Here is a 24,867-nt window from a genome sequence, read left to right on the forward strand (position 1 = left end):
TCTGGCCGCACCTTGTCCCAGAAATGCAACACCCGCCCGGTTTGCCGGGCGGGTGCATTGCGTTCCTGCGGCCGGATTACTTCGATGCCGCCGGGATCGTCAAGGTTGCGCCGACCGGCAACCGGCGTGGCTCGTAGGCTTTGTTGGCATCATAGATCATTTTCCATTTGGTGCCGTCGCCATAGGCCTTCACCGCGAGATCCCAATAGGTATCGCCGGCGACGATTACATGGCTGCTTTCGGCCGGTGCCGGCGCAGCCGGCTCGGCAGGTTTTGCTGGTTCACTTGGGGTTGGCTGACTCGGGGCAGGCGCCGTCTCGGCCGGTTTGGCCGGTTCAGCCGGAGCAGGGGTCGCCGGAGCCGGTGTGGCCGGAGCCGCAGGTGCCGCCGGCTGGGCCGGCTCGGCGGGTGCGGGTGTTGCCGGTGCGGTTTCCGCCGGGACGGCCGGCGGCGTCTTGGAAATGTCGCCGGAGCCAGCCGGCATTTCGGGCATTGCCGGCTCAGCAGGCTTTATCGGCGCTGCCTCAGCAGGTTTTGGCGGTTCGGCCGGGTTGGCTGGTTCTGCGGCCGGGGCTCCGGTCGCGGCGATCTCGGTGATGCGGCCGTCGAGCTTCGGCGTATAGGGCCGGTGCGCGCCGAGGTAATCGGCAACGACCTGTTCCAGCCCCGGGCCGTAATCATAGGCGTTCTTGGCCTTCTCGGCGAACACCTTGTAGCCGTCGCCGCCCTGGCGGACATAGTTGTTGGTGGCGACCAGGTAGTCCTTCTCCGGTTTGATCGGCGTCCAGGCGCCGCCTTCCATGACCTCGACCGATTTGACGCGTCCGTTAGGCGGCGCCGATTTGTCGAACGCATATTTCAGGCCGGCAACCTGCGGGAAGCGCCCGGCGCCGTCCTCGACCTGGCTGAGGCCGCTTTCGAGGCCGGCAACCAGATCCTTACCGGAGATCTGGAAGGTCGCCAGCGTGTTCTGAAACGGCAGGACGGTGAGAACCTCGCCCATGGTGACGGTGCCCTGGTCGATCGAGGCGCGCAAGCCGCCACCATTCGAGATGACGATCTCGACACCCTGGCCCTTGACCCGGTCGAGGACGGCGTCGGAGACCAGATTGCCCATCTCGCATTCGCGGGCGCGGCAGTTTTCGCGGCTGCCGTCGATCGCCTTAGTGGTCTCGGCGACTTCCTTGTTCTTCAAAGCCTCGATCGGCGCGCCGAGTTCCTTGATGCGGGCAAGCACGGCGGGGTCGGGCGTGATCGATTTGTCGAGATGGATGGGATCGCCGCTGGCCTCCTTGACGACGCCGTTGTCGTCGAACACGACCCTGAATTCGCCGAGATATTTCGAATAGGACGCCGCCTGCACGACCGGCACTTTGTAGCCGTCCGGATTGTCGACCATCGTCGGATATGGGCCTTCCGCCTTGGGGTCGGTGTTGGACAGCAGCGAATGGCTGTGGCCGCCGACCACCACGTCGACGCCCGGGATCTTGGCGATCACGTCGCGCTCGCGCTTGTAGCCGATATGGGTGACCGCGATGATCTTGTTGACACCCTCCCCCTTCAGTTTCTCGACCTCGGCGGTGATCGACTTGACGTCGTCTTCAATGGCGATGTTCGGGCCAGGGGTGGCAAGCTCCGGCGTGTCGTTGGTGACCGCGCCGACGATCCCGATCTTCTGGCCGCCGACCTCGACCACGATCGACGGCTTGACGCGGTCGCCGAGCTTGGATTGCGCATTGGCCTTCACGTTGGCGCCGAGCACCGGAAAATGGATCATGTCGAGGAACGGCGCCAGCGCCGACTCGCCGTCGTCGAACTCATGGTTGCCGAGAGCCTCGGCATCGAATTTCATCTGGTTGAGGAATTCGCCTTCGGTCTTGCCCTTGTAGGTCGTGTAGAAGAGCGAGCCCTGGAAATTGTCACCGGCGCTGAGCAGCAGCACGTTCTGGCCTTGCAGCTTCTTGCGCTCCTGGGCGATCACGGTGACCAGGCGGGCGGCGCCGCCGACGCATTCGCCCTTGGTCTCCTCCTCGGCCGAGCAGGTCGATTCATACTTGTTGTTGCTCTCGATGCGGCTGTGCCAGTCGTTGATGTGCAGGATGTTCAGCGTGTAGTCGGCAAAGGATACCCCTGCCGACAGGCCAAGCGCCGATGCCGACAGCGCGGCGATGGCAGCGATCTTCTTCATTCTCGTCTCCCGGATAACTGGACCAGACGCGTTTAACGCTCTTGTTTGTCTGGAATGTAACAGCCCTCTCGGGCCATGTTCACATCGCGTTTCAGTCGATGCAAGCGGAAATCGGCATCAGCTTTGCCGGCGCAAGAAGACGGCGGCTTGAAGCCGCCGCCCTCTGCAAAGTCAATTCGGAATCGAATTTCAGGTGCGCCTGGTCAGCACAAAATTCTGCCCGCTCGCGCTGGTGCAATTGAGCTGGCTGGTGGAGACCATCAAGCAGTTGAAGCTGATCGGCGTCTGGCGGATCAGCGAAGTGCCATGGATCTCGACCGAGGTGCCGCCGGTCATGGTGTAGCTGCCATCGGCAAGCTTCTGGCCGGTATCGGTGGCGACGGTCGCGAAGCTGCCGGCTTTGAAGGTCGACAAGCCGGTGCCCTGTGCGTCGATCCAGGAGCCTTCGACCCCTTTGGCCGTGATCACCGGCGGCTCGCCTGGGCCGGTGGTGGTGCAGGCCGCCAACGTGACGGCAGCGGCTGCGGCAACGCCAGCCGAAAGCAACCTTTGCGCGATCGTCATCATCAAATTCCTCTCCTCGGTCCGCCCTCTTCAATCGCCCGATTTCCAGGCGATTGCAAGCTGGCGGAGTGTCGAGGCAACGCTGCTATCGAACGAGGATGTTGCGGAATTGCCACGGGTCTTTGGTGTCGAGGTCCTCGGAAAACAGACCAGGCCGATTGTCGAGCGGTGTCCAGTCCGTATAATAGCTCCTGACCGGCCCGAGATATGGGTTCTGCACGTCGAGGCAGCGCTTGTAATCCATCTCGTCGGCTTCGACGATGCCGGCCTCGGGATTTTCCAGCGCCCAGACCATGCCGGCCAGCACCGCCGACGTGACCTGCATGCCGGTGGCGTTCTGGTAGGGCGCCAGCTTGCGCGCCTCGGCCAGCGACAGCTGCGAGCCATACCAGTAGGCGTTCTTGGCGTGGCCGTAGAGCAGCACGCCGAGTTCGTCGATGCCATCGACCAGTTCGTTTTCGTCGAGCACGTGATGCACGGGCTGAGCCTCGCCGGCGGCACCGAACATCTCGTGTAGTGACAGCACGGCGTCGTTGCAGGGATGATAGGCGTAATGGCAGGTCGGCCGGTACTGCACCTTGCCCTTCTTGCTGTGCAAAGTGAAGAAATCGGCAATCGAAATCGCCTCATTATGCGTCACCAGGAAGCCGTATTGCGGACCGGACGTCGGGCACCATGTGCGCACGCGCGTGTTGGCGCCGGGCTGCTCCAGAAAGATCGCGGCCTTCGAGCCGTTCTTGTGCTTTTTGGCGTTCTTCGGCATCCACGTCTCATGCGTGCCCCAACCGAGCTCGGCCGGCTGCAGGCCTTCCGAAATGAAGCCTTCGACCGACCAGGTGTTCCAGAACACGTTCATCGGCTTGGGTTTCTTGGTGCGCTGGGTGTCGCGCTCGGCGATATGGATGCCCTTGACGCCGGCCTTCTTCATCAGCCTGGCCCAGCCTTCGCGATCGTGCTGCGCGGGTTCCGAGAAGTCGAGGCCAAGATCTGTGGCGAGGTTGACCAGTGCCTGCTTGACGAACCACGAGACCATGCCGGGATTGGCGCCGCAGCACGAGATCGCCGTGGTGCCGCCCGGGTTCTTCGCGATTTCAGTACGCACCGTCTCGCGCAGCGCATAGTTGGTGCGTGAGGCATTGTCGGCCTTTTCGTCGAAATAGAAGCCGAGCCAAGGCTCGACCACCGTGTCGACGTAGAGGACGCCAAGCTTGCGGCAGAGCTTCATCAGCTCGAGCGAGGAAGTGTCGACCGACAGGTTGACGCAAAAGCCCTGGCCGCCGCCATTGGTCAAAAGCGGTGTCAGCAGCTTCTTGTAGTTCTTTTTGGTCACCGCATCCTGCATGAAGGTGATGCCGCGCTCGTCGAGCAATTTGCGGTCGGTGTCGCGCGGGTCGATGACCGTCATGCGCGACTTGTCGAATTTGAAATGGCGCTCGATCAGCGGCAGCGTTCCCCGTCCGATCGAGCCGAAGCCGATCATCACGACAGGGCCGGTGATCTCACCGTAAACGGGCCAGTTTTCATTCGCCATTTATCGATTACTCCCTCAAAAAACGCTTCGGAACAGCGGCTTGGCCGCGGCGCGACAAACCATAGATCATTGTCACAATAAAGCGAAAAGCGGACGGCCGGCCTCACGCCGCGCCATCCCGGCTACGGCTCGACCAGTCTTGCGAATTCAGGCTTGAAGAGGTCACGTGCCTCGGAGACCGGTAGTTCCAGCAGATCGTCGGCGCAGGCCTGGATGGCATGCGGCAGGGTCTGGAGCCCGAAAACCAGAACCTGCTTGTCACCCTCACGCCAAAGGCTGACCGCCAGATATTCGCCGATGAGATCGTCCATGCCGCATTCGGCTTCGTGATCGATATCGGTCTGATCGGTCGGTTTCTTGCGCCGTTGCTTGACCAGGGAGGCGAGGGAAGGACCGGGCTTGCCATCCACCGTATCCGAGAAAATGTCCTGAAGGCCGAGCAGGACGCCGCGCCGCACATCCATGATGTAGGCGTCCGAATAGTTGGTCGGATGAGCTCCGCCGCAGAAGATGCTGCCGGACTCCCGCCAGCTCATCAGCCGCGGCGTCAGCGAGGTCACTTCGAATGTGCTGTCCTCATAGCCACCGAGGGTGCCGTCGTTCACACCGTCAATCGACCCGCCTTCGTTGAAGCCGGCATATTGCGCCGCCACGCAGCCCAGTGCGCCAATGTTTGCGCGCCAGTGCCTGTCTTGCAGCAGAGCATTCGCGGCCTCGATTGGAACGTTGCCGGACAGTTCGACAATGCGCGGCGTGGCAAATTTGGTGCGGGGGTCGACGACATAGCGGTAGGTTGCGTCCGGCCAACCAGTCGTCTTGCCGTTATCGAGCCGAGTGTCCATCCGCAGATAGTCATAAGGGGACGTTTCCATGGTGAGCGGCGTGTCATTGCCGAAGAACTTCATGAAGCTGAAATCGTAGAGATCGAGCGGGCTGCTGGGCTCGTTCTCGGTCACCTGCCGACTTGCGACCCGTTCCAATCTGAGCGGCAGCGCGCTCTTTCCGTTCCAGCTGCCTTCAAGGGTTTTGCCGTTACTGGATGAGGCCAGGCGCCAGACGGCGACAATCGGCGCGGCCTTTCCGCCATCGCAATTGTCGGCGCCGCATGCCTCCTCCTCGGCCAGTTCGAACTTGCTGCCCTTTTGAGACCGGGCCTGCAACGGGATGTCGACGCCCTTCGAGCGGTAGAAATAGCGGCCGGCCAGCGGGCCGTCGGCGGCCGCGGGGTCGCGGGTGAATTCGACGACGATATCGCTCTTTCCGAGCTTGCCGGCATAAGTCACCGGCTCCGCCTCGGCTGCTGTCGACAGTACCAGGATCGCGGCCATGAACGTGACCGGCCTGCCAAGATGCTGGATCATTGTTCCCCCAAGCCACAAGTTACAGCTGTCTTCCGCCGGCAGTCACGGTCGGCTGTCAGGCCCCTATAGTCAAGTTGTGCCTCGTCCAGTGCCAGAGGCTGCTCAGAGAAAAGACGCTGCGAGCGCCGCCCCTGGTGCGGATGGCGCGTCCGCCCGTCTCAACGGATTTTTGCCCTCGGTGCGGCTGTGGAGGCTCGAACCACCAGTTCTACCGGCAGAACGACCTGGCGGGGGGCTTCATTGTCAAGAACCATTCGGGCGGCAAGCCTGCCTTTTCCGATCACGTCCTGTGCGACAGTGGTCATCGGAGGCGTGGTGCGTGCGGATTCGGCGGTGCCATCGAAGCCGACGACCGATACGTGGCCCGGCACGTCTATGCCGCGGCGAACCGCCTCGTCCAGTATCGTGATCGCCTGCCAATCCGACATGGTCAGGATCGCGGTTGCTTCAGGCGCCCTGTCGAACAACACTGCTCCGGCAGATGGCTCGCCTGGAATCGTCTCGATGATCGGGACATCGTCGATCGACAAATTCGCCTCCGCCAAACCCTGTTTGAAACCGTCGAGCCTTTCGTCGTCGAGCGGGAAGCCGGCCAGAAGCGGGCGCATTGCCGGTCCGGGCATGTGGACAATCGGCGGGCCGGGAGTCCGGCGCACCGAAAGGATGGCAAAATGCCGGTGCCCCAGCCCGGTCAAATGCCGGACAGCAGCAACGGCTCCACTCCTGCCGTCGATCTTTATCGAATTGATGCCGGGACCTGCGTCGCTTTCGAGAATGACGAAGGGCAGACGCCGTCTCTGTACCGAAGTTATGAGACCAATGTCGGCGCTGTGACCAAGGATAAAGCCGTCAACCAGGGCATCGCGGATGCTGGCGAAGCGCGTATTGTCGGTGCCGTTTACAAGGCTGAGCGTCGTTCCAGCCTCGTCGCAGGCGAGCGAAACGCCGAGCACCAGCTCGCGGCCGTAAGGGCTTCTCATCACTTCGGAGATGGCGTAGGCGCCAGGCGGCATGAACCCGATGGCATTGAACTTGCCGTCCCGCAGCAATCGTCCTTTCGGATCGGGGCCGCCAAACCCGAGCGCTCGCGCGGCCGCTTCGACGCGCTCGCGCAATTCAGGCCTGACTAGCTCCGGCCGGTTGAAGACGTTGGAGACAGTCCCCCGGGAAACTCCGGCAGCCTTGCCGACATCGGCTAGGGTGGGCATTGGCGATTCACTCGTTTTCCCTGAGGTAGACCATTTTTTGGAGCGCTCCAAGAATTTTATTGACTCAAAACCGAAATAGGGGGATCGTATTCCTTGGAGCGCTCCAAGGACACCTATTCGGAATATTTCTGCGACTGCGATACCGAGAATCGTCAAATGGCGTGGTCGCAGCGGCCATGCCCAAGGAGAGGATGATGGCAGCAACCGATGCTTTTCCAGCCTCGCTCATAGGCAAGACTTTCGACTGCGTTTTCGGCCCCTTCGTACCGCGGCTGACATTTCTCTCGCCGCAGGAATTGCATATCCAGGCGTCGATCGGGACCACCGAAATCGACGAGGTGGTCAACGTCGGCCTGACCAGCGTGCGCCCGAATCTCGTGCTCGCGAGCTGGACGGAGCAGAGCGGCAACTTCATTGTGCAGTTGCAGGATCACGAGAACGGGATCGTCCATAATTATGCGCGGCTGGCCGATGGGCAGCTCTTCTGTGCCCAGGGCGCCATTCAAGCCGTTCCGGCGTGAGGGGAGGAAAATGCGATGGAACTCGCTTACGACAGTCATCTGCTTGCTCGAATTCTGCTGAGCGTCGCGACCGTGGGTTACGGTGTAGCGACGATCAAAGCCGACTTGAACGCCACCCATGCCACCAATCCGTTGTGGACCCCCCACGCCCGGTTTCACGTCGTCTGGCAGGTGCTGAGCTACACCGGAGTGGCGCTGATTGCGCTCGGGCTTATCTGGATCAAGGGGCAACTCGAGGCCGAGCGGCTCTATCTCGCGGGGGGACTGGCCGCGGCCATGTATGGAGCGTTCTTCGTGGCCATGCTCTCGCGGCCGATCTATGGCGGAGTGCTTTACGACGAGAACGGCTATCCACCATTCCGGCCGCCGTTTGGACCGGCGGGCTGGCGGTGGGATGTCAACGTCACCGTCTTTACCGCGATGTCCGCGATCCTGCTGTTGGGCCTGGCTGCGATTTAGGGCAATTCCAGGAAAGGTGTGAAACGGTTTTCCGTCCGGAATTGCGCAAGAACAAAGAGGTAGAGCGGTTCGGTGTTTCCGTGAAACGATGAACTGCTCTAGGACAGCGCCAGCGCCCTGAGCCACGAGACCAGCCGGTCTCGGTCGGCGGTCATCCCCTTGTAGTCGAGCTGTGACTCTTCCAGCGTCAGAAGTTGTTCGGCGAACGACGCTGCGAGCGCCGCGCGATCGCGGTGGCGCTCCAGCACGTCGAGCGGGTCGAGATGGATGCGGATGGTGAAGAGTATGTCGCCCGAGACGGGGAGCTTTCTCAGCGTCTGACGTTCGACGCGGATAAAGGCGTGGGCGTCGATGTCGCCGTCCGGGAATCTCGACGGGCGGCTGCTGGCGCGGTCGATGCGTTCGAGGTTGGAGAGCGGATGGTAGAGCGCGTCGCCCGCCTGGATCGACCAGTTGTAGCGCTCGACGGCTTGGCCCTGGAGGCCGTCGAACATGCGGTTGATGAGATCGGCCGGGCGTGTGCCTGGGCCGAAACCCGGTACCGGCGCGTGGATCTGCTGCAGCGGCTTGCCGAATTTTTCGATCAGCGACCATGACGAGGGGAAGCAGAGCGAGCCGGCCGCCAGACGCCAGCCGCTCTCGTCGCGGCGCATCAGGATCAAATCCTCCTGGACGAGTAACGAGGCCGCGACAAGCGGCGCATCGCTGAAAGAAGCTGCGGTGCCTGGGCCTTCGAGATTGTCGGTGCCGCCGATCACCTCGATCGCGTTGTCGGTACGCCTGTGGGTCTCAGGAAAGTTCGCCGCCAGATGCGCACCGAGCAGGTCGAGCACTTCGCGCTGGGCGTCGCGCGTGGCTTGCTCCTCGACAAAAACCTTGTCGGGAATTTCCGCATAAAGCCGGCGTTTCTCGGCAAGATAGGGCAGCAGATATTCGTCGACCTCGATCCAGCTATCGAGATTGAGCGGCTTCAGCCCGATGGTGAACAGTTTCGACGAGCCGTCATAGGGTGTGTGGGTCGGTGGGCGGAAACTCATGCTTCTTTGTAGACTTCCAATGCGGCAGCGGCCATTCTCGCCGTGAATTCGGTGATTTCGTAATCGGCGGCGCCTGCCTTGGCGAAGGGATCGTCCGCCAGCCTGGCATCGAGCACCTCGCGTGGACCGTGCGCGATGATGATGCCGCCGGTCCTCGGCCGCTTCGGCCCGGAGGCGACAAAAATGCCTTCCACATAGCAGGCCTTCAGCCACTCGATGTGCGCTTGCTGCAGGCGGTCGATCTCGGCCAGCGGCACCTTGTAGTTCAGCGAAACCACGAACATTGTTGTCTCCCGATGCTTCAGCCCAGCCGCGCCGGGATCAATCCGCGCAGCGAGTTGCCGACGAACAGCGCCTTGGCCGATTTCAGTTCGGTCCACGTGTAGACCGCTTCACCGGCGCGGCCTTGATCCAGCAGTTCGCCGCGCAGGACGCCAGGCAGCAGGCCGCAATCGAGCCGCGGTGTGGCCAGCACGCCGTCGCCGAAATCGGCAAAGACATTGGTGATCGTGCCCTCGCAGATTTCGCCGCGCTCATTGGCGAGCAGCACCTCGTCGGCCCGGCCGGCAAGATATTCGGCGCGGGCGCGCGTATAGGTTTGTCGGCGGCTGGTCTTGTGACGCAGCAGCATGTCGCTCGAATCAAGCCGCACCCGCGCCAGCTGCAGTGTCCAGACCTTGTCTGCGGTGAGCGGCTCGTAGGGCTGCACCGAAACCGCGACTTCGCCCTTGCGCGACAGGACGAGGCGGGTGCGCAACGCGATCTGTTGGTGGCCAACCGCATTCATCAACGCTTCGCCGACCCTTTGCGGATCGCAGGCGAAACCGAGTTCGCTTGCCGAGCCGTAAAGCCGCGCGAGATGGCGGTCGAAACGGAGGAAACCCGAGCCGGGCTCCCAGCGCATTGTTTCGATCAGTTCGAAATCGGTAGTGTTCCCGTCGCGAAACGGGCTTTCAGCAGACACTCCTGGTACTCCTCTTCGGCCGTCGAATCGAAGACGACGCCACCGCCGACGTTGTAGACCGCCTCGCCATTGGCAAAGAGCGAGATGGTGCGGATCGCCACCGAAAAGCGCATACGGCCGCCGGGCGCGATCCAGCCTATGGCGCCGCAATAGACGTCGCGCGGGCCACTTTCCAGCTCGCGCAGAATTTCCATAGCGCGGATCTTCGGCGCGCCGGTGATCGACCCGCAGGGGAACAGAGCGGCGAAAATCTGGCGGATGGCGAGGCCGGGCAAAAGTTTTGCCCGCACGCGGCTCACCATCTGGTGGACGGTCGGGTAGCTCTCGATGCGGAAAAGCTCCGGCACATCGAGCGTGCCAACCTCGCTGATTAGTGAAATGTCGTTGCGCAGGAGATCGACAATCATCCGGTTCTCGGCCTGGTTCTTCTCGTCGTTGCGCAAGAACGCTTTCATGCGATCGTCCTCCGCCTTGGTGGCGCCGCGCGGCGCGGTGCCTTTCATCGGATGTGTCTCGATCATGCCTTCCGCGTCGACCTCGAAGAACAGTTCCGGCGAACGCGACAAGACGATCGGATCGCCGAGCGCGACCAGCGCCCCGTACTTTACCGGCTGGCGTTCGGTTAGCGCGTTGAAGGCGACCAGTGGATCGCCCGACCATTGCGCGTGGACAGGAAAGGTCAGATTGCCCTGGTAGCAGTCGCCTTTGCGGATGTGGTCATGCAGCCTGGCAAAGCGTTTGGCGTAGTCGTCCGAAGACCAGGCTGCCTTGGCGTCAAAAATCGGGCCGTTGCTAGCCGGCAGATCGCCTGGCGCGACCGTCTCCTCGACCGGCGCGTTGAACACGCCGACGCAGAAAAGCGGGGCGCGGCGGCCGGCCGGCAGTAGCGGAACGAGCTTGGGTTCGAGCAGGTAACCGGCCTCGTAGGAGAAATAGCCGGCCAGCCATTTGCCGCCGTCATATGCGGCCTGCGCTGCGTCCAGGGCCGGAAAAAAGTCCGCCTCGCCATGCGCTGCGATGATCTCGGCCGGCCGGTCGAAAACGAGCTGACGCGCGGTCTCGTCGTTCCGGAAAATTGCAAAGGGCAGGGGCAGGGACATAAGGCTCGGATGCTGCGGTCACCAGCGATCGATCTATATGGGGGCTCGACCGTGCGCAATCGAGGGAACGGCGTCTCAAGACGCAAAGGCGCGGGGGGCAAAAACAAAAGCGGCGCCAGAGGGCGCCGCCTGTTCCAGATGCCGTCTTGCCATGGATCAGGTATTGCTGGCTTCTCCCGCGGTCGGGAAGCGGCGGGCAAATTCCTTTTCGTCGCCGGCGGCAAGCAGTTTCGCCTGCTCGATCCAGCGTTCACGCTCGATGCGGCCGTCGAAATTCAACGTCGCCTCGATTCGCCTGACATCGTCGGGCGTCCAGGCGGCGATCTGGGCATAGGTCGTGACCCCAAGCCCTTTGAGCAGCCGCTCGTTGGTCGGGCCGATGCCGATAAGACGACGCAGATCGTTGGCTTTGCCCGCCGCTGCGGTCGTTGAGTTGCCGGTCGCGGCTTTCTTTGCCGCTGGTGCGGCCTTGCTTGCTGCCGGCGCAGCCTTGCTTGCCGCTGGTGCGGTCCTGGGCGCGGCGCTCGCCTTCGATGCAGGCGGATTCGGCGTTGCCGTTTTCGCGGCACTTGCGCGTGGCGCGGTCGCGGCCTTCGCCGTTGCAGATTTTTTCGGCGCCGGTTTGGCCGGTGCGGATGTCGACATCAGGGTTGACGGCGCCTGCATCGCGGCTTTGGTCGCGCCGGTCTTGGCGGCTGGCGCCTTCGCTGTTGCCGCGGTTGGCGCCTTGGCGGCCGGCGCCTCGCCCAGCCGCCGCTCGAGGTCGGCGCGGGCGCGGCCGCAGGCATCCAACTCACCGGTCAGACGGTTGCTATCGGCCCGCAATCTGTCACGTTCGCTGCGCGTGCGGTCGAGATCGCCGCGCAAACTGTCGAGCTCGCCACGCAGGCGTCCCCAAATGAACCAGCCAACCAACACACCTACCAGGAACGCCAGGAGCATGTAGAAAAAAGTGCCCATTGTCTTTCTCTCTCCAGTCCGATCCGTCCGCCCTGGCCTGTGGGGCCATGACCTCGGCGAAGGACCATTCGATGGTGGTTCCGCAATCTGCAGAACAGCCGGCTTCGATCGAGCTGTCGGCAACCGGTTTGCCCCTGGCCAACAACCGTTGTCGCATCCGCCGACACGCCATGACCGGTCGGGATTTTCCGACCGGATCCATTCGTGCCCGGCTGAGCTTGAGGGCGGACGCTATCATACAGCTTACGGGAATCTAACGGAAAACTTCCATGGAAAGTTATTTAAGAACAAATATCCAAGACAAGAATAGAACCATCGCCAATATGCATTGCGGCTAAACTGTTCTGGAAAACCCGGTCACCCGGTGTTGCGCATCACCCAGTGTTGCGCATCAATTGTCCAGTGCTTCCAGCTCGTCGATCAGTCCGCTGATCACGCCAAGCCCGATCTGCCAGAAGGCAGCATCGGTCGCGTCGAGGCCGAACGGCGCCAGAAGCTCGGAATGATGCTTGGTGCCGCCGGCGCGCAGCATGGCAAAATATTTGTCCTGAAAGCCGCGCTCGGCGTTCTGGTAGACCGCGTAGAGCGAGTTCACCAGGCAATCGCCGAATGCATAGGCATAGACGTAAAAAGGCGAGTGGATGAAGTGCGGGATATAGGTCCAGAAAACCTCGTACCCGTCGCGCAGCTTGATCGCCGGCCCGAGGCTTTCCGCCTGCACTTCCAGCCAGAACTGGCCGAGCTTGTCGGAGGTCAATTCGCCGCTCTTGCGCTCGGCATGCACCTTGCGCTCGAACTCGTAGAAGGCGACCTGGCGCACGACCGTGTTGATCATGTCCTCGACCTTCTGGGCGAGCATGGCCTTGCGTTCGCGCTTGTCGGTGGTCTGCTCGAGCAGGGAGCGGAAGGTCAGCATTTCGCCGAAGACCGATGCGGTTTCGGCCAGCGTCAGCGGCGTCGACGCCATCAAGGCGCCCTGGCCGCCGGCCAGCACCTGGTGCACGCCGTGGCCGAGCTCGTGCGCCAGCGTCATCACGTCGCGCGGCTTGCCCATGTAGTTGAGCAACACATAGGGGTGCGCCGACGGTACGGTCGGATGCGCGAAGGCACCAGGCGACTTGCCGGGTCTCACCGGTGCATCGATCCAGTTGCGGTCGAAGAAAGTTCTGGCGATCTCCGCCATGTCGGGCGAAAAGCGCTGGTAGGCGGAAAGCACGGTGTTCTTGGCCTCGTCCCAGCCGATGACCGCCTGCGGGGTCTCCGGCAGGGGCGCATTGCGGTCCCAGTGGTTCATCACCTCCATGCCGAGCCAGCGCGCCTTCACCGCATAGTAGCGATGCGACAGGCGCGGATAGGCGTCGCGAACCGCGGCAGCGAGTGCATCCACCACGCTGCGTTCGACGCGGTTGGCGAGATGGCGGGAATCGGCAATGTCCTCGAAGCCGCGCCAGCGGTCAGAAATCTCCTTGTCCTTGGCCAGCGTGTTGGTGACCAGCGTAAAGACGCGCAAATTCTTGCGAAAGGTTGCGGCCAGCGCCTCGGATGCCCGGCGGCGCACCTCGCCATCGGCGTCCTGCAGACGATTGAGCGCCGGCTCCAGCGTCAGCTCCTCGCCGTCGACGTCGAAGCGCAAATCGGTCATCGTCTCGTCGAACAGGCGGTTCCAGGCCCCGCGCCCGGTGATCGATTTTTCATGGAAGAGCTGCTCGATGCGGTCTTCGAGCTGATAGGGCTTGTCCTTGCGCAGATCGAGCACCCAGGGCCGGTAATGGGCGAAGGCCGGATCGGCGGCGAGTGCGTTTTCGATCGCGCCATCGTCGATGAGGTTCAGCTCGAGCGCGAAAAACAGCAGGTGCGCGCTGGCATCGGTCATCTTTTCCTGGATGTCGCCATAGAGCTTGGCGCGCCGCGGATCCGACGTGTTGCCGGCATAGACAAGCCCGGCATAGGAGACGATCCGGCCGATCAGCTCCTCCAGCGCTTCATAGGCCTGAAGCGCCTCGCCCAGCCTGCCGGCGCTGCCACGCCCGGCCTCGGCGGCGAGCGTGCCTTTCCAACGGCTTTCGAAGGCGATGGCATCCGCGGCGGCATGGGCGATGTCGCGCTTCAGCTCGGGCGCTTCCATGCCCGAATAGAGATCGGCCAGATTCCATTCCGGCAGGGCGCCAAGCTCCGCCACGCCCTGACCGGACGCCGCCGCCAGCTTTCGAGCAAAAACCATGCGCATTGCCGATCCTTCCAGACACAAAAATTCGAGGAAACGAGAAGCCGGTCAAATGCTAAGGAATTCATTCACCGGGTTTTTTGAAAGCTTATTTAGAACCCTGTGCCAAGATGATCCATAGGGCGCATTCTCGGGCGGGCACGGTCGGATCAGTCATGGCAGCTTCCATACTCATAGTCGATGACGATCCCGTGCAGCGCAGGCTGCTCGAGGCGGCGGTGACGAAATTCGGCCACACCGCGATCGTCGCCGATGGCGGCGAGGCCGGTCTCGATCTCGTCGACGGACCCAATGCGCGCGACGTGTCGGTGGTCATCCTCGACCTGATGATGCCCGGGCTCGACGGCATCGGCGTGCTGAAGGCGATGCGCGAGCGCGGCATCCACATTCCGGTCATCGTGCAGACCGCGCAGGGCGGCATCGAAACCGTCGTTTCGGCAATGCGTCACGGCGCCTTCGACTTCGTCGTCAAGCCGGCCTCTCCCGACAGGCTGCAGGCGTCGATCGGCAACGCCCTCAAGATCGAGGCGCTCGAAGGCGAAGTGAAGCGCTCGTCACGGCAGCGCGGCGGCCATCTGACGTTCAAGGACATGATCACTCACAGTCCGGCGATGGATCGGGTGATCCGGCTCGGCCACAAGGCTGCGGCGTCCAACATTCCGATCCTGATTGAAGGTGAATCCGGCGTCGGCAAGGAATTGGTAGCGCGCGCCATCCAGGGCAGCGGCGACCGCCGCTCGAAACCCTTCGTCACCGTCAATTGCGGCGCCATCCCCGACAATCTGGTCGAATCGATCCTGTTCGGACACGAGAAGGGCTCGTTCACCGGCGCCACCGAAAAACATACCGGCAAGTTCGTCGAAGCGCACACCGGCACGCTGTTCCTTGACGAAATCGGCGACCTGCCGCTCGACGTGCAGGTCAAGCTGTTGCGCGCCGTGCAGGACGGCGAGGTCGATCCGGTTGGCGGGCGCTCGACCGTCAGGGTTGACATCAGGCTGATCTCGGCAACCCATCGCAACCTGCTGCAGCAGGTCAAGGACAGCAAGTTCCGCGAGGACCTGTTCTACCGGCTGAACGTCTATCCGATCTTCGTGCCACCATTGCGCGACCGTCGCGACGACATCCCCTACCTGGTCGAGCACTTCATGGAGAAGGTGGCGCCCGCCGATCCGCGCCACCGCCTGCGAGGCATCTCGGCTGCGGCGCTTGCCATGTTGCAGGCCTACGACTGGCCGGGCAACATAAGGCAGCTCGAAAACGCCGTCTTCCGGGCTTCGGTGCTCGCCGACGGCGACATGCTGACCGAAGAAGAATTCCCGCAGATCCGGGCGCAGGTCGAGGGCACGGTCAATCTCGATGCGGGTATCGCCTTGCCAGCTTCAGGGGGGCCAGCTCCAGGGTGGCCAGCTTCCGGATTGGCTTCGGGCAGCCAGCCGCGCGACAGCATACCGGCCGCTGGCGGCGTCGCAGCCGCCGAGCCCGATGCGCCGGCCAGGCCTCGCTTCGGCACGCTGCGGGCACTCGACGAGCGCGGCAATGTGCGTGCTCTGGCCGACGTCGAACTCGAAATGATCAAGCTCGCCATCGACCACTACAACGGCCAGATGAGCGAGGTCGCCCGCCGCCTCGGCATCGGCCGGTCGACGCTCTACCGCAAGCTCAAGGAATACGGCATCGACCCGGAAACCGGCCGCGTCGAACGGCTCGCTTCCTGAGCCACAGGGCCAAGCGGGTTCTCATCCGGACATCCATTCGAAGCACGCACGCCTCGAAACGAGGTATTCGGCGCAGTGTTCACGTATTAAGGCGGACGGTAACAGATCGTGTTTCGAGCTAGCGCCAAAACATGATCTAAACCAGCGGTTTACCAAGATATCCTGCGCAATATTTTTGGCGGGATATCGCCACCGTGTTACCGCATTTCGGCTTCAATAAGCGATGATTAACCATTAGGATCGATATTCGGATGCACACACCACGCATCCGTTTGGTCAAATCCGGGGACAAAACGGCAGCCTGCAAGGCCTTTTGATTTGAACAGAATCGAACGACACAAAAACGGGCGGCATTATCACATGAGCGTCTGGCCGAGATGGCTGGCAGCGGTGATTGTTGCCGTCGGGTTCCTTGCAGCGGCGGCAACCGGCGCCAGCGCCGAGACACGTTCGCTGAAACTCTATCATCTCCACACGCATGAAAAGGCGGAGATCGTCTACAAACGCAATGGCCGCTACGACCAGGCGGGCTTGCGAAAGATCAACATCATCCTGCGCGACTGGCGTCGCAACGAGCCGACCAAGATGGATCCGCGCCTGCTGGACCTGGTCTGGGAAGCGTATCGGGAGAGCGGCGCCACCGACTACATCCAGGTCGTCTGCGGCTATCGTTCGCCGGCCACGAATTCGATGCTGCGCAGCCGCAGCAGGGGCGTCGCCGAGAAGAGCCAGCACATGCTTGGCAGGGCGATGGATTTCTACGTTCCTGGCGTCCCGCTGAAGAAGTTGCGTGACATCGGCCTCAGGATGCAGGGCGGCGGCGTCGGCTACTATCCCAGCTCCGGCTCGCCCTTCGTGCATATGGATGTCGGCAACGTGCGCCACTGGCCCGGCATCAGCCGCCAGGAACTGGCGCGCGTGTTCCCCAACGGCAAGACGCTGCATGTACCGAGCGACGGCAAGCCGCTGCCTGGTTATCAACAGGCGCTCGCCTCCTATAAGGCCCGCAAGGGCGCTGGTGCGCCGGCCATCGAACTGGCCAGCGCAAGCGGCGGCGCAAAAAAATCCCGCGGGTTGCTGGCAGCCTTCTTCGGGGGCGGCGACGACGAGGCGGACGACAGCGCCGATGTGGCGATGGCCGAGCCAGCGCCAAAGCCACGTAACGCGAAGCCGGCGCCGTCCGCCAAGAGCAGCAACTTGCCTGGCATTGCCATCGTGGCGCCTCAGGACGCCAAGCGCGCCGAGATTCCGGAAGCCGCCGATGCTCCGGCGCCTGCGCCTGAACCGGAGAACGACACGCCAGAGACGATCATCGCGGCATTGCCGGCGCGCAGCATTCCGCTGCCGGATTTTGCTCCGCGTCCGAAGACCGACGTCGGCGCCCAGCCGCCTGAAAACGTTCCGTTCGGCGTGGCGGATGCGGCTGGATCGACCGAACAGGCGGTGGCGACCGCGCAAGCGCCGGCAAGCATGGCGCCTGAAAACGTTCCGTTCGGCATGGCAGACCCGTCTGCTGCGGCCGGCCCGGTGCAGGTCGCGGCCAACACCATTCCCGTGCCGAGCTGGCGGCCCGATCATTCGCTGCCGGCCGATCTTTCGACGGCTAGTCTTGCGCCGCAGGACAAGCAAGTGTTGCTGGCGCTGGCGAGTGCGGCCGAGCGGAGCAACACCGCCACCGACGCATTCTCCGTATTGCCGTCGGCGCGGCCCGACAGTTCGCAGCCCGACGAGGTCAAGGCCGTTCTGGAACGGGTCAGCGCGACCGACGAATACAAGGTCGCGTCGCTTTCCGAGCAAGCATCGGTGTTCGAGGAACCGGCGAACGACGACGGGGCATCGAGCGACGGGGCATCGCCGCGCGAGGCCATCGTTGCCCGCCCGACCGGCTCCGATCCGGCGGCCGTCATCGGTGCGGGCGTGAAGACCACACGCAAGGAACCCAGGGCTACCGCCCGCGACCTGAAACCCGGCCCCAAGCCGGTGGTGGTCGCCGCCGCGCCGCAGGCCGCCCGTTGGGCGCTGCACAGCGGTGAGTATGTCGCAACCGTTTCAGATGCGACAACGGCGCCGCGCTACGCCTACGACTTCGTCCGTACGGCACCGAGCGAGGTCTATACCGTGGGCTTCCAGCCGGGCAACGAAATGGCCGACGCCAACCGGTTCACCGGCAAGGCCGTCAAGTTCATGTCGGTAGCCCGCTTCAAGACCGAGTAGGCCGCGCTGGGCATCCCGCGCGGCTGGCTCCACGCCGGCACTGGCTTCCTTCATCCCGGGATGCTAACCACTGGTCGGCATTATCCCGCTTCGTCTAATGGTAGGACAGCGCCCTTTGAAGGCGTGAATCGTGGTTCGAGCCCATGAGCGGGAACCAGCCGGCGAACCAGATCGGCAGCAGGCCAGATCGGCAGCGGCTTTTCATACAGAAGGTGCTAGCGGCCGAGCTTGCTAGCGGCGCGTGCCAAGGCTTCGATCTCGTCCCATTTGCCGGCTTTGACCAGATCGTCCGGCGCCACCCAGGAACCGCCGACGCAGATGACGTTGGGCAGGCTGAGATAGTCGGCGGCGTTCTTGCCGGTGATACCGCCGGTCGGGCAGAATTTCACGTCGGCAAGCGGCGAGGCGAAAGCCTTGAGCGAGGCGATGCCGCCCGACTGTTCGGCCGGGAAGAATTTCAGAAAGCGCAGGCCGGCTTCGCGCGCGGCCATGACCTCTCCCGGCGTGATGGCACCGGGCAGCAACGGCACGTCGCTGTCCTTGGCTGCCGCGAGAAGCTCGCGGGTGATGCCGGGGCTGACGATGAACTTCGAACCGGCGGCCGCCGCCTCGCCGAACTGGCGGGCGTCCAGGATGGTGCCGGCGCCGACGACGGCGTCTTCGACCTCGCCTGCCACCTGGCGGATCGCCTCCAGCGCGTCGGCGGTGCGCAGCGTGATCTCGATCGCCGGCAGGCCACCGCGAGCCAGCGCCCGGGCCAGCGGCACCGCGTCGGCAACATTGGCGATCTTCAGCACCGGTATGACCGGCTGGCCGTTGAGGAGCGACAGGAGCTTTTCGGTCGTGGAGGGCATTCGTCGTCTCTCCTCTGTTGATCAAGTCGACCGGTTAGCAGAAGGCGGTTTTTCTGTCCACGAAACGCGGCGTGTCGCGATGTCACGCGTGGCGTTCGAAACGCACCCGCGGTCATACCGCTCCCGGCTCTGCCTTGATCCGGCTGCCGTGAGCGTTTAGTGGCTTGGTGATGACACTGCCCAGCCAAGCCTTCCGCGTTGCCGCGCTTTACCGCTTCGCCCGGCTCGACACCTTCGAGGCGCTGCGCGCGCCGCTCGCCGCCTTCTGCTGCGCACGTGGCATCAAAGGCACGCTGCTGCTGGCGCGTGAGGGCATCAACGGCACGGTCGCCGGCAGTGAAGCGGCAATCGCGGCGCTCATCGATCATCTCGAATCCATCGAAGGTCTCGCCGGCCTCGAGATCAAGTACAGCAGCGCCGCAACGATGCCGTTCCTCCGCATGAAGGTGCGGTTGAAGCGCGAGATCGTCACCATGGGGGTGGAGAATATCGATCCGGCGGCAGGTGCAGGCACCTATGTCGCGCCGGCTGACTGGAACGCACTGATCTCGGATACCGGCACCATCGTCATCGACACGCGCAACGCCTACGAAGTGTCGCTCGGCACCTTCAAGGGCGCTGTCGATCCCGCCACCACCAGCTTCCGCGAATTCCCGGCCTGGGTCGAGCAGCATCGGCATGAGTTCGACGGGCGCAAGGTCGCCATGTTCTGCACCGGCGGCATACGCTGCGAAAAGGCGACGGCGTATGTGAAGTCGCTCGGCTTCGAGGATGTGTTCCACCTCAAGGGCGGCATTCTGAAATATCTCGAGGACATGCCCGCCGAACAGAGCCTGTGGCAAGGCGAATGCTTCGTCTTCGACGAGCGCGTTTCGGTGTCGCACGGGCTGCTCGAGGGCGAAGCCCAACTCTGCCGCGCCTGCCGGCATCCGCTAGCCGCAGAAGACCGGCTGTCGCCGAAATACGCGACCGGCGTCTCATGCCCGCATTGCTTCGATGCCCGCTCGGACGAAGATCGCGCCCGTTATGCCGAGCGCCAGCGACAGGTCGAGCTGGCGCAAGCGCGCGGCGACCGCCACATCGGAAGTTAGCTCCACGTCAGCAACTTCACGTCAGGTAACAGAGAAGCGATCAATGACCCACAGCCATGTCCCGTCGTTCTGCCGGCGCGCGACCTCGGTAGTGATCGTGCCGTCGGGAAGCCGGGTCGAGGTGAGCGCCAGGTCGCCATTGATGACAGCCGGGCGCTGATCTCCGGACTGAAATTTTCGGCCGGTTGCGGTGATCTCCGCGAACAGCGTTCGGATGGCTTCGCGGCCGAACGTCAGTTGTCCGCCACCGCTGTCGATGACTGCATGCGGCTCAAAAAGCGCCGCCATGCCGTCAATGTCTCCGACCCACTGCCGCGAAATCAGCAGGCGCTCCAGTTCCTGGGGATCGCGTGCCGGCTGGCGGTTTGTCTCATCGGTCATGCCAGGCTCCTCCCAAGCGACATGCCGCGACATTACTCGAAGTCGAGGGCGGTTTCGACACGTCCCATGTCCACAGCGCCGCGTGTTTTCTGGGCACGGAAGGAGGCTACAGCACTTTGATTTCCGTGTGAAATCCCGGCAGATGTAGGTGCGAGGTCATGCGTGGCAGCGGGCAAAAGGATGCGCCGCGTCATTGTAATGTCAAACTGCGGGACCTAGGTCTTCGACGTCCAAACCTGCCCGCGCACCTTCGGCCGGGCCAATTCTGGAGGCATAGATGTTCGATCCCAAGAAGCTCCTCGACGATCTGCTCGGCTCGCAAGTTCCCGGCACCGGATCGACCGTCCGCGACAAGGCCGGGCAGGCGGTGCAGATGGCCAAGGACAATCCGCTTGCCGCCGGTGCGCTGGCCGCGGTGCTGCTCGGAACCGGCCCAGGCCGCCATGTCACCGGTGCGGCGGTCAAGCTTGGCGGGTTGGCTGCGATCGGCGGCCTCGCCTACAAGGCCTACCAGAACTACAAGAACGGCAACGCGCCAGCCGAGACGCAAGCTGCCGGCGAACCGGAGTTGCTGCCGCCGCCGGTTGATACCGCCTTCCATCCGTCGCAAGCGCCGCAGGGCGAAGACGAATTCACGCTGACGCTGGTCAGGGCGATGATCTCGGCGGCGAAGGCCGACGGCCACGTCGATGACGAAGAGCGGCAGAAGATCGCCGGCAAGCTCAGCCTCGCCGGCGTCGGCGCCGAAGCGGAGAAATTCCTGGTATCGGAACTGGAGGCGCCGCTCGATCTGGATGTGCTGATCGCCGGCGCCAAGACCGATGCGCAAAAGCTGGAACTCTACACCGCCTCGCGTCTTGCCATCGATCCGGACACGCGGGCCGAACGCGGCTATCTCGACCTGCTTGCCGGCCGTCTCGGCCTGCCGGACGCGCTGGTCGATCATGTCGAGGCGACAGTGACGGCGGCGAAAGTGCCGGCAGCGGGCAGCACGGCCAAGCCGGTGACCGGTTCGCGCTGGTAGGTTGAAGGTTGGGCGGCGGAGACCCGGTGCGCCGTTGGCGTTAGCTTCTCGTTAATCCGGTGGGCGCATGGATTCAGGCAGTCGGATCGGCTTTCCTCCTCCCAAGCCCGGTTCGGAACAGGGGCGGTCGCCAATGGCCGCCCTTTTTGTGAGCACAGGCTTTGGGCCGGCTTGCCATGGTTCTCGTCATTTGCGATGGCTCATCCCTTTCAGGGAGTACAGCCATGACCGACTATAAAACCGCCATAGTCACCGGCGCCGGCACGGGCATCGGCAAGAGCGTCGCCACGGCGCTGCTCAAGACCGGCTGGAACACGGTCTTCTGCGGCCGCCGCAAGCCGGTTCTGGAGGAGGCGATTGCCGCGGCCGGGCCGACCCAGGCCAAGGCATTGGCCTTCGCCTGCGACATCAGCAAGGCCAATCAGGTCGACGATCTGTTCGAGACGGTGGCTGCGGCTTTCGGGCGCGTCGACCTGCTCTTCAACAATGCCGGCACGAGCTACAAATCGACATTGATCGACGATATTCCGGTCGACGTGTGGAACGACATCGTCGGGGTCAATCTCACCGGCTCGTTCCTGTGTGCTCGCGCCGCGTTCGGCGCCATGCGCAGGCAGCAGCCGATGGGCGGCCGCATCATCAACAACGGCTCGGTATCGGCCTATGCGCCACGGCCGGGCTCGGTGCCCTATACGGCGACCAAGCACGCCATCACCGGGCTGACCAAGACGCTGGCGCTGGACGGCAGGCCCTTCGACATTGCTTGCGGCCAGATCGACATCGGCAACGCGCTGACCGACATGGCGCAGGCGATGACGGTCGGCGTGCCGCAAGCCAACGGCACCATTGCCGCCGAAGCGGTGATGGATGTCGAGCGCGTCGCCGATGCCGTCCTCCATATGGCCAGCCTGCCGCTCGACGCCAACGTGCTGTTCATGACCGTGATGGCGACGAAGATGCCGTTTGTCGGGCGAGGCTAAATTAGTCTCAACCCGGTCCTAAATCAGGGCCGCGTGACCGGAAGCGGTACGCCGGGTAAATAGAGCGAAATCGGGCGGATTTCGTAGACCGCGGTCGGATTGACGCGGCGAAGGTCGCGCGCAATGTCGATAGCGGCGTCACGGTTGGCGCAGCCGACGACATAGAGCCCCAGCAATTGTTCCTTGGTCTCGGCGAAGGGGCCGTCGATAACCATTCCGGTGCCTGGCCCGCGCAAGGTACAGGCGTCTTGTGTCGCGCCGAGCCGCGCCGCCGGCCCAAGGGTGCCTTGCCGGTAGAGCCGATCGTTGATCTGGAGAAGATCGGTCATCAGCGCCGCATCCTGCTCAGGCGTCAGTGCCGTAATCGCTTCTTCCTCGTGATAGGCAAGAATGGCATAGAACATCTGGCGTCTCCTTTCGTCCGTCGTGTACCCCTGTCCTCACTTCGCCAGGAACGCCTCGATCCGCTCCAGCGCGCGCAGGATGTTCTCCTCGGAGTTGGCGTAGGACAGCCTGACGTAGCCTTCGCCGAGAATGCCGAAATCAGGGCCGCCGATCAGCGCCACGCCGGCATCCTCGAGCAGCGCCGAGGCGAGCATCTTAGCCTTCCAGCCGGTTTTGGAAACATTAGGGAAGGCATAGAAAGCGCCTTTCGGCGTGATGCAGGAAACGCCAGGCAAGGCATTCAACCCCTCGACCACGACCTTCCTGCGGCGGTCGAAGGCGCGCATCATCCTGTCGACGTCGTCCTGCGGGCCGTCGATGGCGGCTATGCCGGCATACTGGCTCGGTGCGTTGACGCAGGACCAGCAATTGACCGCCAGCTTGCGCACCTTGTCATAGAGATGCGCGCCCTTGTCGCCGTTCGGCCAGATCGACCAGCCCATGCGCCAGCCGGTCATCGCCCAGGTCTTCGACCAGCCGTTGAGCACGATCAGCCGGTCACGGATCTCGGGGAACGCGAGCAGCGAGCAATGCGTCTCGCCGTCATAGGTCATCACATCGTAGATCTCGTCGGAGAGGATGGCGACGTCCGGGTGTGCTTCCAGCCCTGTGACCAGCTTCTCGATCTCGGCTCGCGGCGTGACGCCGCCGGTCGGATTGGCGGGTGAGTTGAGGATCAGCAGCCTGGTCTTCGGGGTGATCAGCGCCAGTGTCTCCTCGGCGGAAAAGGCGAAGCCGTTCTCCTCACGCATCGGCACCGGGATGGGGGCAGCACCGGTGAACTCGATCATCGAGCGGTAGATCGGAAAACCGGGGTCGGGATAGAGAATTTCGGCACCCGGCTCGCCGAACATCAGGATGGCCGCGAACATGGTCGGCTTGCCGCCGGGCAGGATCATCACTGCTTCCGGCGAGACTTCGACGCCGGTAGTGGCCAGCGTACGGCGGACCACCGCTTCGCGCGTCGCCAGCAGACCGTTGGCCGGCGTATAGCCGTGATGCCCGTCGCGCAGCGCCTTGATCGCGGCCTCGACGATATGCTGCGGCGTCTTGAAGTCGGGCTGGCCGATGCCGAGATTGACGATATCGCGGCCCTGGTGGGCAAGTGCCGTGGCACGCGCCAGCACCGCGAATGCATTTTCCTCGCCGAGGCGGTCGAAGGCCGAAATCGTGTGGAGCATTTTTCCTGTCCGTGTGGTTCTTTCAGCGAGCGTGCGTTTTTGTGAGCGTCCGCCCGCAAAAGTCAAACGGATTGGAGTTTTCGGTGTCGGAAAATCTCAAGAATTGGCAACCGCGCCCGCGGCCCGGACGCAAGGTGCTGGAGGGCCGCACTGTCAGGCTGGAGCCGCTCAACGCCGAAAAGCACGGCGACGGCCTGTTCGAGGCCTCGTCGGTGGCCGATGCCGGCGATCGCTTCGCCTGGCTGTTCGACTACCCGCCGCAGACCCGCGCCGACTTCCAGCCATGGCTGGACAAGGCCGAAGCCAGCGATGATCCGCTGTTCTTTACCGTCATCGACAAGGCCAGCGGCAAGATCGCCGGGCGCCAGACGCTGATGCGCATCGACGCCGCCTACGGCGTCATCGAGATCGGCAACATCTATTGGGGCCCGCTGATCTCGCGCAAGCCGGCGGCGACGGAAGCGCAGTTCCTGTTCATGAAGTACGTTTTCGACGAGCTTGGCTATCGCCGTTACGAATGGAAATGCAACAATCGCAATGAGCCGTCGAAGCGCGCGGCGGAACGTTTCGGCTTCAAGTTCGAGGGCATTTTCCGTCAGCATCTTGTGGTCAAGGACGAAAACCGCGATACCGCGTGGTATTCGATCATCGACAAGGAGTGGTCTGATCTGCGCAGAGCCTATGAGGCGTGGCTCGATCCGGCCAATTTCGACAGCGATGGCCAGCAGAGGCGGCGGCTCGAGGATATTCGCGCCGAGTTCGGCGCCTGACCATGATCCCGAAAAGTGGACGCCGGTTTTCGGATAAGATCATGGTCAAAACAAGAAGATAGAGCCTCCATCCCGATTCTGCCGGGATGGATC

23 protein-coding genes and 1 tRNA gene are annotated in these 24,867 nt (G+C 63.2%); 9 read left to right on the forward strand and 15 right to left on the reverse strand.

Annotated features, from left to right (window positions below; translation table 11 throughout):
• Window positions 1–76 precede the first annotated feature (76 nt).
• The 5 genes from RQ479_RS28950 to RQ479_RS28970 all read right to left on the reverse strand — a co-directional run bounded on the left by RQ479_RS28950 (window position 77) and on the right by RQ479_RS28970 (window position 6,852).
• Window positions 77–2,188: a 5'-nucleotidase C-terminal domain-containing protein gene (locus tag RQ479_RS28950; protein WP_376703272.1), complete on the reverse strand. Its 2,112-nt coding sequence runs from the start codon at window positions 2,186–2,188 to the stop codon at window positions 77–79.
• Window positions 2,189–2,377: 189 nt separating this feature from the next.
• A complete protein-coding gene (locus tag RQ479_RS28955; protein ID WP_376706033.1) occupies window positions 2,378–2,752 on the reverse strand; it encodes a hypothetical protein in 375 nt (124 codons plus the stop codon).
• An 85-nt stretch (window positions 2,753–2,837) separates the two neighbouring features.
• Window positions 2,838–4,283 (reverse strand): homospermidine synthase, encoded by a 1,446-nt coding sequence (locus tag RQ479_RS28960; RefSeq protein ID WP_352465847.1) that lies wholly within the window; start codon window positions 4,281–4,283, stop codon window positions 2,838–2,840.
• A 122-nt stretch (window positions 4,284–4,405) separates the two neighbouring features.
• The gene (locus tag RQ479_RS28965; protein ID WP_376703273.1) at window positions 4,406–5,644 is read right to left on the reverse strand and encodes a hypothetical protein; all 1,239 of its coding nucleotides are present in this window, start codon (window positions 5,642–5,644) and stop codon (window positions 4,406–4,408) included.
• A gap of 158 nt (window positions 5,645–5,802) precedes the next feature.
• A complete protein-coding gene (locus RQ479_RS28970; protein ID WP_376703274.1) occupies window positions 5,803–6,852 on the reverse strand; it encodes a LacI family DNA-binding transcriptional regulator in 1,050 nt (349 codons plus the stop codon).
• 194 nt (window positions 6,853–7,046) lie between these two features.
• On the opposite strand from RQ479_RS28970, the gene RQ479_RS28975 reads away from it, so the two are divergent.
• Complete coding sequence (locus RQ479_RS28975; RefSeq protein WP_376703275.1) at window positions 7,047–7,373, forward strand: hypothetical protein; 327 nt, start codon at window positions 7,047–7,049, stop codon at window positions 7,371–7,373.
• 15 nt (window positions 7,374–7,388) lie between these two features.
• Window positions 7,389–7,832, forward strand: coding sequence for a DUF6640 family protein (locus tag RQ479_RS28980; RefSeq protein WP_376703276.1), 444 nt, complete (start codon window positions 7,389–7,391; stop codon window positions 7,830–7,832).
• 98 nt (window positions 7,833–7,930) lie between these two features.
• On the opposite strand, the gene RQ479_RS28985 is transcribed toward RQ479_RS28980, so the two are convergent.
• The 6 genes from RQ479_RS28985 to RQ479_RS29010 all read right to left on the reverse strand — a co-directional run bounded on the left by RQ479_RS28985 (window position 7,931) and on the right by RQ479_RS29010 (window position 14,120).
• Window positions 7,931–8,869, reverse strand: coding sequence for a DUF3445 domain-containing protein (locus tag RQ479_RS28985; RefSeq protein ID WP_376703277.1), 939 nt, complete (start codon window positions 8,867–8,869; stop codon window positions 7,931–7,933).
• Window positions 8,866–9,153, reverse strand: a complete 288-nt coding sequence (locus tag RQ479_RS28990; protein WP_376703278.1) for a YciI family protein — start codon at window positions 9,151–9,153, stop codon at window positions 8,866–8,868. Before RQ479_RS28990 ends, RQ479_RS28985 begins: the two co-directional genes overlap by 4 nt.
• A gap of 17 nt (window positions 9,154–9,170) precedes the next feature.
• Window positions 9,171–9,833, reverse strand: coding sequence for an aminotransferase class IV family protein (locus RQ479_RS28995; RefSeq protein ID WP_376703279.1), 663 nt, complete (start codon window positions 9,831–9,833; stop codon window positions 9,171–9,173).
• Window positions 9,782–10,933, reverse strand: coding sequence for an aminodeoxychorismate synthase component I (locus RQ479_RS29000; protein ID WP_376703280.1), 1,152 nt, complete (start codon window positions 10,931–10,933; stop codon window positions 9,782–9,784). Before RQ479_RS29000 ends, RQ479_RS28995 begins: the two co-directional genes overlap by 52 nt.
• A gap of 156 nt (window positions 10,934–11,089) precedes the next feature.
• A complete protein-coding gene (locus RQ479_RS29005; protein ID WP_376703281.1) occupies window positions 11,090–11,893 on the reverse strand; it encodes a proton-conducting membrane transporter in 804 nt (267 codons plus the stop codon).
• Window positions 11,894–12,284: 391 nt separating this feature from the next.
• Window positions 12,285–14,120: a M3 family oligoendopeptidase gene (locus RQ479_RS29010; protein WP_376703282.1), complete on the reverse strand. Its 1,836-nt coding sequence runs from the start codon at window positions 14,118–14,120 to the stop codon at window positions 12,285–12,287.
• A 152-nt stretch (window positions 14,121–14,272) separates the two neighbouring features.
• On the opposite strand from RQ479_RS29010, the gene RQ479_RS29015 reads away from it, so the two are divergent.
• The 3 genes from RQ479_RS29015 (at window position 14,273) to RQ479_RS29025 (ending at window position 18,206) form a co-directional block, all read left to right on the forward strand.
• Window positions 14,273–15,835 carry a sigma-54-dependent transcriptional regulator gene (locus RQ479_RS29015; protein WP_376703283.1) on the forward strand — a complete coding sequence of 521 codons (1,563 nt, stop codon included), beginning with the start codon at window positions 14,273–14,275 and terminating at the stop codon, window positions 15,833–15,835.
• Between the two features lie 360 nt (window positions 15,836–16,195).
• The gene (locus tag RQ479_RS29020; protein ID WP_376703284.1) at window positions 16,196–18,049 is read left to right on the forward strand and encodes a DUF882 domain-containing protein; all 1,854 of its coding nucleotides are present in this window, start codon (window positions 16,196–16,198) and stop codon (window positions 18,047–18,049) included.
• A gap of 83 nt (window positions 18,050–18,132) precedes the next feature.
• Window positions 18,133–18,206, forward strand: a tRNA-Gln gene (locus RQ479_RS29025).
• A 58-nt stretch (window positions 18,207–18,264) separates the two neighbouring features.
• Here the strand turns inward: RQ479_RS29025 and RQ479_RS29030 are convergent.
• Complete coding sequence (locus tag RQ479_RS29030; protein ID WP_352465837.1) at window positions 18,265–18,903, reverse strand: 2-dehydro-3-deoxy-phosphogluconate aldolase; 639 nt, start codon at window positions 18,901–18,903, stop codon at window positions 18,265–18,267.
• 170 nt (window positions 18,904–19,073) lie between these two features.
• On the opposite strand from RQ479_RS29030, the gene RQ479_RS29035 reads away from it, so the two are divergent.
• Entirely contained in the window at window positions 19,074–19,994 is a 921-nt protein-coding gene (locus RQ479_RS29035) for a rhodanese-related sulfurtransferase (protein ID WP_376703285.1), read from the forward strand.
• A gap of 21 nt (window positions 19,995–20,015) precedes the next feature.
• Here the strand turns inward: RQ479_RS29035 and RQ479_RS29040 are convergent, their stop codons facing one another.
• Entirely contained in the window at window positions 20,016–20,375 is a 360-nt protein-coding gene (locus tag RQ479_RS29040) for a YybH family protein (RefSeq protein ID WP_376703286.1), read from the reverse strand.
• Window positions 20,376–20,652: 277 nt separating this feature from the next.
• Between RQ479_RS29040 and RQ479_RS29045 the strand changes: the two genes are divergently transcribed.
• Window positions 20,653–21,399, forward strand: a complete 747-nt coding sequence (locus tag RQ479_RS29045) for a tellurite resistance TerB family protein (RefSeq protein ID WP_376703287.1) — start codon at window positions 20,653–20,655, stop codon at window positions 21,397–21,399.
• A gap of 224 nt (window positions 21,400–21,623) precedes the next feature.
• Window positions 21,624–22,379, forward strand: a complete 756-nt coding sequence (locus RQ479_RS29050; protein ID WP_292663553.1) for an SDR family oxidoreductase — start codon at window positions 21,624–21,626, stop codon at window positions 22,377–22,379.
• A gap of 23 nt (window positions 22,380–22,402) precedes the next feature.
• Here the strand turns inward: RQ479_RS29050 and RQ479_RS29055 are convergent, their stop codons facing one another.
• Both RQ479_RS29055 and RQ479_RS29060 read right to left on the reverse strand, forming a co-directional pair.
• A complete protein-coding gene (locus RQ479_RS29055; protein WP_376703288.1) occupies window positions 22,403–22,783 on the reverse strand; it encodes a YciI family protein in 381 nt (126 codons plus the stop codon).
• A gap of 36 nt (window positions 22,784–22,819) precedes the next feature.
• Complete coding sequence (locus RQ479_RS29060; RefSeq protein WP_376703289.1) at window positions 22,820–24,004, reverse strand: pyridoxal phosphate-dependent aminotransferase; 1,185 nt, start codon at window positions 24,002–24,004, stop codon at window positions 22,820–22,822.
• 83 nt (window positions 24,005–24,087) lie between these two features.
• Between RQ479_RS29060 and RQ479_RS29065 the strand changes: the two genes are divergently transcribed.
• The gene (locus RQ479_RS29065) at window positions 24,088–24,774 is read left to right on the forward strand and encodes a GNAT family N-acetyltransferase (RefSeq protein ID WP_376703290.1); all 687 of its coding nucleotides are present in this window, start codon (window positions 24,088–24,090) and stop codon (window positions 24,772–24,774) included.
• Window positions 24,775–24,867 lie beyond the last annotated feature (93 nt).

The organism is Mesorhizobium sp. ISC25, from assembly GCF_042295465.1.
Taxonomy (GTDB): domain Bacteria; phylum Pseudomonadota; class Alphaproteobacteria; order Rhizobiales; family Rhizobiaceae; genus Mesorhizobium.

What these genes read in the sequence shown, in the direction of transcription:
- RQ479_RS28950 (WP_376703272.1), bottom strand. Translation starts at nt 2,188, where the DNA reads ATGAAGAAGATCGCTGCCATCGCCGCGCTGTCGGCATCGGCGCTTGGC.
- RQ479_RS28955 (WP_376706033.1), bottom strand. Translation starts at nt 2,752, where the DNA reads ATGACGATCGCGCAAAGGTTGCTTTCGGCTGGCGTTGCCGCAGCCGCT.
- RQ479_RS28960 (WP_352465847.1), bottom strand. Translation starts at nt 4,283, where the DNA reads ATGGCGAATGAAAACTGGCCCGTTTACGGTGAGATCACCGGCCCTGTC.
- RQ479_RS28965 (WP_376703273.1), bottom strand. Translation starts at nt 5,644, where the DNA reads ATGATCCAGCATCTTGGCAGGCCGGTCACGTTCATGGCCGCGATCCTG.
- RQ479_RS28970 (WP_376703274.1), bottom strand. Translation starts at nt 6,852, where the DNA reads ATGCCCACCCTAGCCGATGTCGGCAAGGCTGCCGGAGTTTCCCGGGGG.
- RQ479_RS28975 (WP_376703275.1), top strand. Translation starts at nt 7,047, where the DNA reads ATGGCAGCAACCGATGCTTTTCCAGCCTCGCTCATAGGCAAGACTTTC.
- RQ479_RS28980 (WP_376703276.1), top strand. Translation starts at nt 7,389, where the DNA reads ATGGAACTCGCTTACGACAGTCATCTGCTTGCTCGAATTCTGCTGAGC.
- RQ479_RS28985 (WP_376703277.1), bottom strand. Translation starts at nt 8,869, where the DNA reads ATGAGTTTCCGCCCACCGACCCACACACCCTATGACGGCTCGTCGAAA.
- RQ479_RS28990 (WP_376703278.1), bottom strand. Translation starts at nt 9,153, where the DNA reads ATGTTCGTGGTTTCGCTGAACTACAAGGTGCCGCTGGCCGAGATCGAC.
- RQ479_RS29000 (WP_376703280.1), bottom strand. Translation starts at nt 10,933, where the DNA reads ATGTCCCTGCCCCTGCCCTTTGCAATTTTCCGGAACGACGAGACCGCG.
- RQ479_RS29005 (WP_376703281.1), bottom strand. Translation starts at nt 11,893, where the DNA reads ATGGGCACTTTTTTCTACATGCTCCTGGCGTTCCTGGTAGGTGTGTTG.
- RQ479_RS29010 (WP_376703282.1), bottom strand. Translation starts at nt 14,120, where the DNA reads ATGCGCATGGTTTTTGCTCGAAAGCTGGCGGCGGCGTCCGGTCAGGGC.
- RQ479_RS29015 (WP_376703283.1), top strand. Translation starts at nt 14,273, where the DNA reads ATGGCAGCTTCCATACTCATAGTCGATGACGATCCCGTGCAGCGCAGG.
- RQ479_RS29020 (WP_376703284.1), top strand. Translation starts at nt 16,196, where the DNA reads ATGAGCGTCTGGCCGAGATGGCTGGCAGCGGTGATTGTTGCCGTCGGG.
- RQ479_RS29030 (WP_352465837.1), bottom strand. Translation starts at nt 18,903, where the DNA reads ATGCCCTCCACGACCGAAAAGCTCCTGTCGCTCCTCAACGGCCAGCCG.
- RQ479_RS29035 (WP_376703285.1), top strand. Translation starts at nt 19,074, where the DNA reads ATGACACTGCCCAGCCAAGCCTTCCGCGTTGCCGCGCTTTACCGCTTC.
- RQ479_RS29040 (WP_376703286.1), bottom strand. Translation starts at nt 20,375, where the DNA reads ATGACCGATGAGACAAACCGCCAGCCGGCACGCGATCCCCAGGAACTG.
- RQ479_RS29045 (WP_376703287.1), top strand. Translation starts at nt 20,653, where the DNA reads ATGTTCGATCCCAAGAAGCTCCTCGACGATCTGCTCGGCTCGCAAGTT.
- RQ479_RS29050 (WP_292663553.1), top strand. Translation starts at nt 21,624, where the DNA reads ATGACCGACTATAAAACCGCCATAGTCACCGGCGCCGGCACGGGCATC.
- RQ479_RS29055 (WP_376703288.1), bottom strand. Translation starts at nt 22,783, where the DNA reads ATGTTCTATGCCATTCTTGCCTATCACGAGGAAGAAGCGATTACGGCA.
- RQ479_RS29060 (WP_376703289.1), bottom strand. Translation starts at nt 24,004, where the DNA reads ATGCTCCACACGATTTCGGCCTTCGACCGCCTCGGCGAGGAAAATGCA.